General features: G+C 71.8%; 12 protein-coding genes. 6 read left to right on the plus strand and 6 right to left on the minus strand.

What is annotated here, in order from left to right; all coding sequences use genetic code 11:
- Window positions 1-137: 137 nt before the first annotated feature.
- A complete protein-coding gene (locus AMO33_RS14420) occupies window positions 138-1,484 on the minus strand; it encodes a WS/DGAT/MGAT family O-acyltransferase (protein ID WP_060593497.1) in 1,347 nt (448 codons plus the stop codon).
- Window positions 1,485-1,740: 256 nt separating this feature from the next.
- On the opposite strand from AMO33_RS14420, the gene AMO33_RS14425 reads away from it, so the two are divergent.
- Window positions 1,741-4,191 carry a LuxR C-terminal-related transcriptional regulator gene (locus AMO33_RS14425; RefSeq protein WP_139337511.1) on the plus strand — a complete coding sequence of 817 codons (2,451 nt, stop codon included), beginning with the start codon at window positions 1,741-1,743 and terminating at the stop codon, window positions 4,189-4,191.
- 36 nt (window positions 4,192-4,227) lie between these two features.
- Window positions 4,228-5,292, plus strand: a complete 1,065-nt coding sequence (gene galT / locus AMO33_RS14430; protein ID WP_060593498.1) for a galactose-1-phosphate uridylyltransferase — start codon at window positions 4,228-4,230, stop codon at window positions 5,290-5,292.
- 9 nt (window positions 5,293-5,301) lie between these two features.
- Here the strand turns inward: galT and AMO33_RS14435 are convergent, their stop codons facing one another.
- Window positions 5,302-5,571, minus strand: a complete 270-nt coding sequence (locus AMO33_RS14435) for a cold shock domain-containing protein (protein WP_011207693.1) — start codon at window positions 5,569-5,571, stop codon at window positions 5,302-5,304.
- A gap of 125 nt (window positions 5,572-5,696) precedes the next feature.
- Here AMO33_RS14435 and AMO33_RS14440 point away from each other — a divergent pair, with 125 nt between their 5' ends.
- Window positions 5,697-6,203: a CinA family protein gene (locus tag AMO33_RS14440; protein ID WP_082668670.1), complete on the plus strand. Its 507-nt coding sequence runs from the start codon at window positions 5,697-5,699 to the stop codon at window positions 6,201-6,203.
- Window positions 6,204-6,247: 44 nt separating this feature from the next.
- Here the strand turns inward: AMO33_RS14440 and AMO33_RS14445 are convergent, their stop codons facing one another.
- Complete coding sequence (locus AMO33_RS14445) at window positions 6,248-6,517, minus strand: DUF2277 domain-containing protein (protein WP_011207691.1); 270 nt, start codon at window positions 6,515-6,517, stop codon at window positions 6,248-6,250.
- A gap of 148 nt (window positions 6,518-6,665) precedes the next feature.
- Between AMO33_RS14445 and AMO33_RS14450 the strand changes: the two genes are divergently transcribed.
- Window positions 6,666-7,586 (plus strand): STAS domain-containing protein, encoded by a 921-nt coding sequence (locus AMO33_RS14450; protein ID WP_041559905.1) that lies wholly within the window; start codon window positions 6,666-6,668, stop codon window positions 7,584-7,586.
- Between the two features lie 4 nt (window positions 7,587-7,590).
- Here AMO33_RS14450 and AMO33_RS14455 read toward each other — a convergent pair whose 3' ends face one another.
- Entirely contained in the window at window positions 7,591-7,926 is a 336-nt protein-coding gene (locus AMO33_RS14455) for a MerR family transcriptional regulator (protein WP_011207689.1), read from the minus strand.
- Between the two features lie 132 nt (window positions 7,927-8,058).
- Here AMO33_RS14455 and AMO33_RS31485 point away from each other — a divergent pair, with 132 nt between their 5' ends.
- Both AMO33_RS31485 and AMO33_RS14460 read left to right on the plus strand, forming a co-directional pair.
- Window positions 8,059-8,220: a hypothetical protein gene (locus tag AMO33_RS31485; RefSeq protein ID WP_157838347.1), complete on the plus strand. Its 162-nt coding sequence runs from the start codon at window positions 8,059-8,061 to the stop codon at window positions 8,218-8,220.
- Between the two features lie 274 nt (window positions 8,221-8,494).
- Window positions 8,495-9,760: a diguanylate cyclase domain-containing protein gene (locus tag AMO33_RS14460; RefSeq protein ID WP_060592942.1), complete on the plus strand. Its 1,266-nt coding sequence runs from the start codon at window positions 8,495-8,497 to the stop codon at window positions 9,758-9,760.
- A 209-nt stretch (window positions 9,761-9,969) separates the two neighbouring features.
- Here AMO33_RS14460 and AMO33_RS14465 read toward each other — a convergent pair whose 3' ends face one another.
- Together AMO33_RS14465 and AMO33_RS14470 are read right to left on the minus strand one after the other, a co-directional pair.
- Window positions 9,970-10,911, minus strand: coding sequence for an ABC transporter substrate-binding protein (locus tag AMO33_RS14465; protein ID WP_060592943.1), 942 nt, complete (start codon window positions 10,909-10,911; stop codon window positions 9,970-9,972).
- A 19-nt stretch (window positions 10,912-10,930) separates the two neighbouring features.
- Window positions 10,931-11,638, minus strand: coding sequence for a class II aldolase/adducin family protein (locus AMO33_RS14470; RefSeq protein WP_041559904.1), 708 nt, complete (start codon window positions 11,636-11,638; stop codon window positions 10,931-10,933).
- Between the last annotated feature and the right edge of the window lie 7 nt (window positions 11,639-11,645).

Raw genomic sequence — 11,645 nt, forward strand, 5'->3', positions numbered from 1 at the left:
TGCCTGAGCGGGGCGCCCTCCGTGGCCACGCTCCGCTACCGCCTCCGGGCGCTGACCCGCTCAGGCGGTGTCGACTGTGCCCGAGCGGGGCGCCCTCCGTGGCCACGCTCCGCTACCGCCTCCGGGCGCTGACCCGCTCAAGCGGCTTTCTCCAGGTCCGTGAGGCCGTCCTCGAGATGGCCGAGCAGGCGTTGCAGGTGCGGGACGCTGCGGCGGCAGCCGACGATGCCGAAGTCGAGGTAGGCGTCGCGGCTGCTCACGGTGATGTTGACGGCCTGCCCGTCGAGCACGATCGACAGCGGATAGTTCCCGTCCAGCCGGGCGCCCTGCCAGTACATCGGCACCCGCGGGCCGGGCACGTTGGAGATGACGATGTTGAACGCGGGCCGGGTCGCGGTGACGAAGCCGGGCAGGCCGACGAGTCCGAGCGGCGCGATCATCAACGCCGACACCGCCAGCGCGAGCGGCCGGGGCAGGGCGCTCATCTGTTCCTTGCCGATGCGGGCCGATTCGCTGATCGCGGTCAGCCGGGCGGCGGGGTCGGCCAGATCGGTGGCCAGGTTGCACAGGATGGTGCCCACCCGGTTGCCGCCCTCGTCGGACTCGTCCTCGGTGCGCAACGACACCGGGACCATCGCCACCAGCGGGGTGTCGGGCAGCGCGTCGTTCTCGATCAGGTAGGCGCGCAGCGCCGCGGCGCACATGGCCAGCACCACGTCGTTGAGGGTGACGCCGGTCCGTTCCCGGATCGCGGCGATCCGCTCCAACGGCCAGGACTGGGCCGCGCAGCGCCGTGCGCCGCCGATGCGGACGTTGAGCATGGTCTTCGGTGCGGAGAACGGCAGCAGCACCTCGTGTTCGGCCAGTGCCGTCCTGGCCAGCGCCAGCGTGGCGGGCGGGGTGCGGGCCACGTCCCTGGCCAGCCCGGTCAACCACGAGCGGTCCCCGCCGCGGCCACCGGATTCGCGCGGCGGGAGGTTCCAGGGCACTCGCAGCTCCGGCGAGTCCGGATCCTCGTCGAGGGTGCGTTGCAGCATCCGCAGCGCCGACACGCCGTCCATCAGCGCGTGGTGCAGCTTGGTGTATACCGCGAAGCGGCCGTCGGCCAGCCCTTCCACCAGATGCGCTTCCCACAGCGGCCGATGCCGGTCCAGCAGGGTGCTGTGCAATTGCGAGGTGAGCTCGAGCAGTTCGCGCACGCGGCCGGGCCGGGGCAGGGCCGAGCGGCGCAGGTGATAATCCAGATCGACGGTGTCGTCGGTGGTCCACGCGATATTTCCGAATCCGCCGAAAATTCGCGCCGGGTGTTTACGGAAGGTGGGCCGGAATTCGGTTGCCTGGCACACTTTCTCGTACATCGACCGCACGTAGTCCGGATCGCCGTCCGGCGGCGGGCTGTACAACTGCAACGCTCCGACGTGCATGGGATGTTCGCGGGACTCCGCCAGCAGGAACATCGAATCGGTCGGCGACATCCACTGCATGACGTCCTCCACGACGCAGACAACCGGTACGCCCACGGTATCGGGTGCCGCCACGCGCGCGGGCCGAACCTGGGATGAAATTTGAATAACAAGATCCGGCGGGTCGAAACCGCAGGTGGGAGTATCCGGTAAATTCCCGTCTCTGAGTGTGCTCGTGGTGAATCGCGTTTTTTCGGTCCGGGAGGAACATCGAAAAGGCAGGGCAGGCGTGAACACTTCGCACGACCCGGGACGGCCACGGCGTTCACCTGTGCCGGTGCCGCCGTTCACTCCGATCGCCAGGCCGGTCCTGTTCGAGGCCGTCGACGCCGCGATGGCGGCGCGGTCCGGACGGGTGCTGTTGGTCAGCGCACCGGCGGGCGCCGGGAAGACGGTCCTGCTCGCCGACTGGGCGACGCACCGTAGTGATCTCGCCGTCCACTGGGTGGGCGCCGCCGACGAGTTCACCGCGGCGGCCGAACCGGCGGCGGCCGTGCGCGCCCGGCTCGCCACCACCACACCGGGAGTGTTGATCCTCGACGACGCGCATCTGCTGGACGATCCGGCGGCGCTGGCCGGTCTGGAGCGGTTCCTGCTCGAGGCCCCGCCGGAACTCACCGTGGTGGTCTGTGCCCGGTTCGATCCGCCGATCCGCTGGCATCTGCTCGAACTACAGGCCCGGTTGACCCGGCTGGGCGCGGCCGAACTGGCCCTCACCCCGGAGGAGATCAGCGGGCTGTGCGCCGAGCACGGCGTCACCCTCGACGAGGCGGGCCGGACGGCGCTGTCCGAGCTGACCGGCGGCTGGGCCGCGCTGGTCCGTATCACGGCCGTGCACCTGGCCGCGCACCGCGACGAACTCGCGGTGCTGGCGACCCGGCTGCCGCACGCGGTGGTGGACTATCTGGGCGCCGAACTCCTGGACGGCCTGTCCCCCACCCTGCGCGAGTTCCTCACCGTCACCGGCGTGCCCGCGACGTTCACCGAGAAGCTGGCCGACGACCTCGTGGGCGGCGGCGCAGGCCACTGCCTCGACGAGCTGGACCGGCTCGGCTTCCCGCTCGTCCGCACGCCCCGCGGCACCGAACTGTGGTTCAGCTATCACCCGATGCTGCGCGCGCACTTCCGCGCCGAGGCCGACCGCCTCGGCCGCGACCGGATCCGCGCGCTGCACCTGCGCGCGGCGCGCTGGTTGCACGCCGCCGGGCACCTGCCCGCCGCGCTGACCCACCTGTGCGCGGCCGGTGACCGGGCGCCACTGCTGGATTTCGTGACCGCCGCAGGCCCGACACTGGTTCTCGACGGCGCGGGCTCGGTGCTGTTCGCCGAACTCACCCGCACGGCCAACGACGTGCTCGACGACCCGTACGTGTGGGCGCTGCGGGTGCTCGACGCGCTCGTGCACGGCGACACCGCCGACGCCGTCGCCTGCCTCGACCTGGCCCTGGCCCGGCGCACCCACCGCACCTCCTTCGCCCCGCGGGCCTGGACGGACGCGCTGCTGCGCGCCCTCGCCGTCGACGTGGCGGCGGCCACCGGACGGCTGCCCGAGCCGCCGGGCCCGGTGGAACCGACCGGCCACGCGGACATCGACTGCTACACCGCGATCCAGGTGGCGACCGCGGCCATCGTGCGCGGGCAACTCGCCGACGGTGAGGAGCTGCTGCACCGCGGGCTCGCCCTGGCCGACCATGCCTGCCACCCGCGCCTGGCAGTGCGGGCGGCGGCCCGGCTGGCGTTCGCGGCGGGCGCCGCGGAATCGACCACCGCGATGCGGCAGCGCGCCGGCCGGGCGCTGGCGCTGGCCCGCGAGCACGACCTGCTCGACTCACCCGACGCCGCACAGGCGATGACGGTCGCCGCGGCCGCGGCCTACCTGCGCGGGGAGCAGCCCGAGCCCACCCAGCTGGCGGCGGCGCTGGCCATGCACCGCGACCGGGACGGCGCGCACAGTCCGCTCGTCGGCAGGCACGGCCACCTCGTCGGGCAACTGCTGGCCGCCGAGACCGGCACGGCGGTGGACGCCCTGCACCGCGACATGATCGCCCTGCTCGATCACGACGGGATCGCCGCCAGCACGGCGGCGCTGCTCCCGCACGTGGTGTGGGCGCTGCTGCGCAGGCACGAACCGCGGACCGCGCGACTGCTGGTGGACCGGGCCCGCAACCTGCTCGGTGACGTGCCCGACGTCACGCTGGCGCGCGGAGCGTGCGCGCACGCCGAGGAGAAGCCGCGCCAGACCCTGGAGCTGGTCGAGCCGCTGTTGCGTGAGCCCGCGGCGCTGCGGCCGAGCAGCCGGGTCACCGCGCGCCTGCTGTGCGCGATCGCCCGCTACCGCCTCGACCGCCCGCGCGCCGCGGGCGACATGCTCGACCGCGCGGTGCGGGACGCGGCCGACGAGGAATTCGTGCGGCCGTTCCTCGACGTGCCGGGCGCGGTCGCCCTGCTCGACGTCTTCTCGGGCCGGTTCGGCCGTGACGAACCGTTCGTCGCCCGCGTGCGCGCCAACCCCGCGGCCCGCAGGGAGATCGCGCGGCCGGCGTTGACCGACACCGAACTGCTCGTGCTCAAACAGTTGCCGACCGGCCGCACCGTCGGCCAGATCGCCGCGGACCTCGGCGTGTCGATCAATACGGTGAAGACCCACCTCCGCGGCATCTATGGCAAACTCGGCGCGAATTCCCGCGTCGGCGCGCTCGACACGGCCCGGCGCAGCGGCCTGCTCTGATCGAAAGAGGCGCGAATGCACAGGACCCGGCGCAGCCTGGCCGACGGCCGGGAGATCTACTACTACGACGCCGAGCCGGTCCCGCGGACCGCCGTGGACAGCCGCGAGCTGCCCACGACGTCGACCCATTCCCAGGCGCGATTCGATCCGTTGCTGGGCGAATGGGTCGTGATCGCCTCACACCGCCAGACCCGGACCTTCCTGCCGCCCGCCGATCTGTGCCCGCTGTGCCCCTCCACGCCGGACCGGGCCACCGAGATCCCCGAGGCGGACTACCAGGTGGCGGTGTTCGAGAACCGCTTCCCCTCGCTGTCCACCGACCGCATCGAGCTGCCGGAGACGGTCACCGGGGCGCCGCTGTCGGCCCTGCGCAACGGATTCGGCCGCTGCGAGGTGGTCTGTTTCACCAGCGATCACGACGCGTCGTTCGCCGATCTGGATCCGGCCCGGGCGCGCCTGGTGGTCGACGTGTGGGCCGACCGGACCGCGGAGCTGGCCGCGATCGAGGGCATCGAGCAGGTGTTCTGTTTCGAGAACCACGGCGCCGAGATCGGCGTGACGCTGACCCATCCGCACGGCCAGATCTACGCCTACCCGTTCGTCACCCCCCGAGTGGCGAAGATCGCCGGTAACGTCCGGCGTTACCGGGAAGCCCACGCGCGCAATCTCTTCGGCGACATCCTCGACGCCGAGCGGCGCGCGGAGCTGCGTGTCGTGGGCGCCAACGACGAGTGGACGGCGTTCGTGCCGCCGTTCGCGCGCTGGCCCTACGAGGTACAGCTCTACCCGCACCGGCAGGTCGCCGACCTGCCCGACCTCGACGACGCCCAGCGCGACGGCTTCGCCGCCCTGTACCTCGACGTCCTCGGCCGCTTCGCCCGCCGGTTCGACGCGCCGATGCCCTATGTCGCCGCCTGGAACCAGGCGCCGACCGCGGATGCCGCTGTGCCGCGCGAGGATTGGTGGCTGCACCTGCAACTGTTCTCGATCCGGCGGGCCCCGGGCAAGCTGAAGTATCTGGCCGGGTCGGAGTCGGGCATGCACGTGTTCGTCAACGACACCACCCCCGAGACCGTCGCCGCCGAACTCCGCGACGTCTGACCGCGCCGGCTACGCCGCGACGCCCGCCGACCCGGTCTCGGCCAGCGGCCGCACCGCCACGGCCTCCGCGCGGCCCGCCGAACGGACGAATCGCACCGGCTGGCCCTCGACCAGGGTCCGGTAGCCGCTCATCTCGATACTGGAGAAGTCGACGAAGACGGGGCCGCGCGGCCCCTCGGCCGGTTCGATGAATCCGAACCCCTTCGGCGCGTCGAACCACGCGACCGTGCCGTGGTACCAGGTCGACGCCTCCGGCGGCGCGGGCATCGCACAGGTCATGGCTTCCCTCCTGATCGTGTCCCGCCGCGGCGTCGGCGGCGAGTCCAGGCGGATTTCCCGCTTCCGCGCCGCCGAAACACCGCGCGCAGCCGAGGAGCCTGCCGCCCGCAGACACGGTAGCGTCGATGGACGAGAACCGCAGAAGGGAGTACCGGGTGACCGACGAATCGCAGCGGGCGGAGGAACTCGCCGAAGTGGCTCTGCGCCAGGGCATCACGATCGCCGTCGCCGAATCGCTCACCTCCGGCAAACTGTCGGCCGCGCTCGGCGCGGCGGGTGATTCCGCCGAGTGGTTCCGCGGCGGCATCGTCTCCTACAGCGCCCAGGTCAAACACCGGCTGCTCGACGTGCCCGATGTACCGGTGGTCTCCGCGACGGCCGCCGCCGCGATGGCCGCGGGTGCCCGGCGCCTGCTCGAGGCGGACGTGGCGGTGGCGGTGACCGGTGTCGGTGGGCCGGACCCGCAGGATGGCGAGCCCGCCGGGTCGGTGTGGTTCGGGGTCGTCTCCGGCGACGGCGAGCTCACCCGGCACCACGTGTTCGACGGCGAACCCGTCGAGGTGCTCGAGCAGACCGTCGACCGGGCGGTCGAACTCCTGCTCGAGGTCGTGCGCGGGGACGCCGCGCAGTAGCCCGAGCGGGCAGGCCGCCCCCGGCCAGGCGCATCCCCCGTCGGTCAGTCGTGCGCGTGCAGGCGCGCCACCACCTCGGGGCGGCGCAGGGGCGGCACGGTCTTGGGCGGAACCTTGCGCTCGGGTAGACGTTCCAGCAGGCGGGTGGTCGCCGCCGCGATCTCGGCCACGGCCTCGTCGACCGCGGGCCGGGTGGCCGCGGAAATGCTGGACAGCCCGCCGACCTTGCGCACGTACTGCAACGCCGCGGCCTGGATCTCCTCGGGCGTCGCGGCGGGCTCCAGCCCGCGCAGAGCGGTGATGTTTCGGCACATACCCCGAGGCTAGCGCGCCCCGCGCGACGAACTGGTCGGTCGACGAATTCGGCTGCGGCACAAGCGCGCAAACTCCGCCGATGCGCCCGCACGGGGGTATACGATGCGGCGGGGCGGGCCGACGCGCGCCGCCGTGGCGTCTCGATCGATGGAGGACCCGGTGTCGGAAGTGTTCAGCCCCGCGCAGGCGCAGCCGGGCGTGGGCGGCAACGGTGAACGCCTGCTCTCGGAACTGGTGGAGCACCTGCGGCAGAACCGCACCGCCCTGCGCGAGGAGTGGGCGCGGCGCATCACCGACGCCCAGCTGCTCACCGCCATGACCCCGGAGGAGATCTTCTCCGAGGCCACCTCCATCTACGACAACTACGTCGAGGTGCTCGAGACCGGCAGCGTCGAGGCACTCCAGGCCTACGCCCGCGACCTGTCCGAACGCATCATCCCCCGGGGCGTGGAGACCGACGAGGTGCTCGGCATCGTGCTGCTGCTGCGCGACGTGCTCGCGCGCTCGCTGTTCGAGAAGTACCAGTCCAACTTCGAACTGCTCAACCACGCGCTCGACGCCTACGAACCCGCCGCCAACCGGATCGCGAGCACCGTGGCGATCTCCTTCGTCGAGGAGCGGGAACGGATCATCCGCCAGCAGCAGGAGGCCATCCGCGAGCTGTCCACGCCGGTGCTGCAGGTGCGCGAGCAGTTGCTGATCCTGCCGATCATCGGCGTGCTCGACAGCCAGCGCGCCCGCCAGCTCACCGAGCAACTGTTGCGCGCCATCCGAGCGAACCGTGCCAAGGTGGTGGTCATCGACATCACCGGCGTGCCCGACATCGACTCCACCGTGGCCAACCATCTCGTCCAGACCGTCGACGCGTCGGGCCTGATGGGCGCGAACGTGATCATCACCGGCCTGTCCTCGGAGATCGCGCTGACGCTGGTGACGATCGGGCTGGACCTGTCGAAGATGAACGCCGTCGGCGACCTGCAGGGCGGCATCGAGGAGGCCGAGCGGCTGCTCGGCTACGCGGTGACCCGCACGGGCGAGCACGGCGGGCGCGCCGAGCCCGCCCACTGACCGGTCAGGATTCCGACCGCAGGCTCTCGTTGTCGGCGCGTAGCCGCTGGTTGTCCTCGTGCAACGCGGCGTTGTCGTCCTCGAGTGCCAGGATGCGGCGCACGCCCGCCAGGTTCACCCCGGAGGCCACCAGCGAGGTGATGCGCCGCAACCGCGCCAGATCGTCGCCGCTGTACCGACGGGTGCCGCCATCGCTGCGCGCGGGAGTGAGCAGCCCGTGACGCTCGTACAGGCGCAGGGTCTGCACGCCGATACCCGCCAGTCCGGCGGCGACGGAGATGCCGTACACGGCCTCGTCGGGGGCGGGCAGATGTGACGCCCGGCCCTGATCGTCGTCCATGGATCCCTCTTCCGTGTTCCCTTCTGCGCTCAGATTACATATTGGTGGGGGTTGAACTCTATTGGTGGCACTGCTATAAGAAATCTATATCTACGGGCATAGGTTATCTGACATCGCGAGAGGGAGGTGCCCGTGTCGGCAACCGAGAGCTCGACCACCCCGACAGCACGGCCGGCCATCGAGGGCGAGAGTCCGGTCGTCTGGCCCGATCCCAGCCCGCTCACCGGATGGTGGGAGCGCGTCATGCGGGGTGGCCCCGTCGACCGCACCCCGGCCCGCCGCGACGCCGCGTGAGGAGTCCGCGCCCGAGCGGTGCCGAGGAAGGCGATCAGCGTTCGGCTGGTCGCCTTCGTCGTGTCCGGGTGTGGGTGATTGCGTCCGCACCGAGGCAGCCGCTATTGTCGGCCATCGATACCAACTAGTCTCTTTTTGTTCATCGACTGGTCGATCTTCGGTATCGGCACCTCGGGCAGGTGGATCGCGGCGCAGGGTGGGCATTCGCCGGATCTGGCGGGGTGGCAGGAGCAGTTCCGGGCACGAGCCGCATCGTTCGACGAACAGGATTCGCATGAACGAGGACACCAGGACACCGGGCGGTACCGCGGTGGCGCAGCTGGCGCAGCGCTATCGCGCGCTCGTCGAGCACTCCCCCGACGCGATCTGCGTGCACGACGGAGACGCCATCGCCTATCTCAATCCCGCCGGTGTCCGGCTGTTCGCGGCCGATGCCGCCGAGCAGGTCCTCGGACGACCGCTGTCCCAGTTCCTCATCCCCGAGGGCGCACCGCCGCGCACCGAACCCGTCCGGCCGGCCCAGCGCACCCTCGCCACGTTGGTCCGCGTCGACGGGGTGCGGGTACCGGTGCAGGCCGCGACCGTGCTCACGGTGTGGCAGGGCCGCCGCGCCTACCAGGTCGTGCTGCACGACCTCAGCGCCCAGCGCGCCGCCGAGGCCGCCCGGCAGCGCATGGAACGACATTTCGCGGCGGTGGTCGCCCAGCTCGAGGAGGGCGTCGTCGTCATCGGCAGGCACGGCCGCATCGAGTCGATCAATCCGGCCGCGCTGCGGCTGTTCGGTTGCGAGGGAGCCGAACTCGTCGGCGCGAGCTATCAGGCGCTGTCGCTGTGCATGGTGGACGCCGACGGCGCGCCGTTGGCCGCGACCGCGCATCCGGTGGCGCGCACCATGCGCACCGGCGAAGCGGTCACCGGCTTCGTCTTCGGCATCGACGGCCACCACCGGGGCAGGCGCTGGCTGGCGGGCAACTGCCGGCTGCTCGATCCCGCGGACCGGCACTCGGCCGTGGTGGCCTCCTTCACCGACATCACCGAGAGCCGGGCCAGGCACCGCAGGCTGCGATACCAGGCCACCCACGACGACCTCACCGGACTGGAGAACAGATCGACGATCCTGGCGCGCCTCGAGCGCGCACTCGCCGATCCGTCCGCCGAACAGGTGGCGGCCGTGCTGTTCGTCGACCTCGACCGGTTCAAATCGGTCAACGACCGGCTCGGGCACTTGGCCGGCGACGAGGTGCTGCGGGTCACCGCGCGACGGTTGCGCCGCGCGGTACGCGACCGCGACCCGATCGGCAGGCTCGGCGGCGACGAGTTCCTGATCCTGCTGCGCGGCGCCGACGTGGATCTGGGCGCGGTACTCGACCGCCTGCACGCGGTGATCGCCGAGCCGATCCGCCTGCCCGGCCACCGCATCGACCTCGCCGCCTCGGTGGGGGCGACGCGGCTCCGGCCCGGCGATCGCCGGACGGTCACCGAGGTGCTGCACGATGCCGACACCGCGATGTATCGGGCCAAGGCCGCCGAGAGCGCCTGATCATTCCGGACCATCGAGGACGCGCGATTGTCCACGATGTCACCGGCCGGAGACCGGGTGCCCGCGCACCGGCCAGCGTACGATCGGCAACCGCGTCAGCTATCCCTGAGCTGACCGGTGCGCGGGCCGTCCCCCTGCGGTGCGCGCACAGTCGAGTCGATGCCGCCGGGCTCCCCTTCCCGGCGGCATCGTTCGTTGTCCGGCTCCGATCAGGAGGGTACGGCGGTGCCCGTCACCGCGTCCGCGACCCACGGCAGCACCGCGTCGCGCACCCGCACCGTGCGTGGCAGCAACCCGTTGGCGGCCAACAGGTCCGCCGCCCGCTGCTGCTCGTCGAGGAAGGACTCGTCCACCGGCCGCACCCCGAAGGGCCTGCCGCGCAGAGCCGCCTCCCACGCGTCGAGGTCGGCGGCCGCGCCGCGCGCGTGGGCGTCGTCGACGAAGTACCGAGCCGCCGCGCGCGGGTTCTCGGTGATCCACGCATCGGATTCCTGGAGTGCGGCGAGGATTTCGGTGACCGCCGCGCGGTTGTGCTCGGCGAAGTCGCGGCGGGTGAACCACAGCGAGGGATGGCTGAACAGCGGCTCGGTCGCCACCAGGGTGTGCAGCTCGGTGGCGGCCTCCACCGCCGCCAGTCCCGGATACGCGCCCACCCACGCGTCGAGCGAGCCGTCCAGCAGCGCCGCTCCGCCGTCGTGCACGTCGGTGTCGACCGGGACGACGTCCGACCAGCGCAAGCCGGCCCGGTCCAGGGCGAACAGCAGCAGCGTGGTCTGCCAGGAACCGTGCGCGATGCCGACCCGCTTGCCGCGCAGATCGGCGGGGGTGCGAATACCGCTGTCGGCCTTGGTGACCAGCCTGCCGTTCTCCACCCGCGGGCCGGAGATGCCCAGGTAGACCAGATCGCGGCCGTGCGCCAGGCCGGTGATCGGCGGGGTGAAACCGGTGCCGATCACGTCGTAGCCGCCCTCGGTGAACAGCCAGTCCGAATGCAGGGTCGGCAGCCCGGACCGGGGGTCGACCCGGGCGGCGGCGGGCAGCGCGCGCAGGTCGACCCATTCCACTTCGGGCAGCCGCCGCTCGAGGATGCCGCGGTGGCGCAGGACGAACAGTGAATTGTTGTGCGGGAAGTACCCGACGCGAATGCTCATGGGAGTGCTCTCCTGGGGGTCAGATCAGGCCGCGGCGGCGGGCCTCGTCGGCCAGGCCGGTACGGCCCCACTGCACGGCGAGGTTGGACGGATCGAATTCGACGGAGCCGCCGAGGGTTTCGGCGATGGCCTGGTATTGCGCGCCCTCTTCCAGCAGCACCACGAACTTCGCCAGCTCGAGCAGACCGGACCGGCCGATCACGTTCGCGCCGCCGTTGGCCTCGAAGATGGCGACCAGGTCGGGGTCCTCGGCCAGCCGCTGGAGGATGAACTCGCCCGCACCGATGCTGCGGTCGATGTGCGGCGGGATCTCCCGGGAGAGCGTGAGCCGCTGCGCCGCGGCGTAGCGGATGGGCAGGGTGCGGTGGGTCTGCGCCCAGCCGCCCAGCCACGGGCTGTGCACGTGCACCACCGAGGTGATCTCGGGATGGCGGCGGAACACCTCGGCGTAGCCGGTGACGAATCCCGCGGGGCCTGCACCGTCGAGCACGGTGCCGTCGAAGGTGGCCACGATCGGGCGCACGGTCGGGTCATCGGCCCAGGGCCCCGGTGCGTTGAGTGCGACCGCGATCTCCTCGCCGGGCACCCGCTCGACGAAATTGACGGTGCCGTTGCCGGTGACGGTGCCGGTCTCGCGGAACACCCGCAGGGCCCGTTCGGCGTCACGGGCGGCGGCCGCGGCGAAGTCGGCGACGGCGGCGGGCAGCCGGGTCTCGGTGGTGGTCATGAGGTCT

Origin of the sequence: Nocardia farcinica (assembly GCF_001182745.1) — a bacterium.
GTDB classification, from domain to species: Bacteria; Actinomycetota; Actinomycetes; order Mycobacteriales; family Mycobacteriaceae; genus Nocardia; species Nocardia farcinica.

What these genes read in the sequence shown, in the direction of transcription:
- AMO33_RS14420 (WP_060593497.1), bottom strand. Translation starts at nt 1,484, where the DNA reads ATGCAGTGGATGTCGCCGACCGATTCGATGTTCCTGCTGGCGGAGTCC.
- AMO33_RS14435 (WP_011207693.1), bottom strand. Translation starts at nt 5,571, where the DNA reads ATGACCTGTGCGATGCCCGCGCCGCCGGAGGCGTCGACCTGGTACCAC.
- AMO33_RS14440 (WP_082668670.1), top strand. Translation starts at nt 5,697, where the DNA reads ATGGACGAGAACCGCAGAAGGGAGTACCGGGTGACCGACGAATCGCAG.
- AMO33_RS14445 (WP_011207691.1), bottom strand. Translation starts at nt 6,517, where the DNA reads ATGTGCCGAAACATCACCGCTCTGCGCGGGCTGGAGCCCGCCGCGACG.
- AMO33_RS14450 (WP_041559905.1), top strand. Translation starts at nt 6,666, where the DNA reads ATGGAGGACCCGGTGTCGGAAGTGTTCAGCCCCGCGCAGGCGCAGCCG.
- AMO33_RS14455 (WP_011207689.1), bottom strand. Translation starts at nt 7,926, where the DNA reads ATGGACGACGATCAGGGCCGGGCGTCACATCTGCCCGCCCCCGACGAG.
- AMO33_RS14460 (WP_060592942.1), top strand. Translation starts at nt 8,495, where the DNA reads ATGAACGAGGACACCAGGACACCGGGCGGTACCGCGGTGGCGCAGCTG.
- AMO33_RS14465 (WP_060592943.1), bottom strand. Translation starts at nt 10,911, where the DNA reads ATGAGCATTCGCGTCGGGTACTTCCCGCACAACAATTCACTGTTCGTC.
- AMO33_RS14470 (WP_041559904.1), bottom strand. Translation starts at nt 11,638, where the DNA reads ATGACCACCACCGAGACCCGGCTGCCCGCCGCCGTCGCCGACTTCGCC.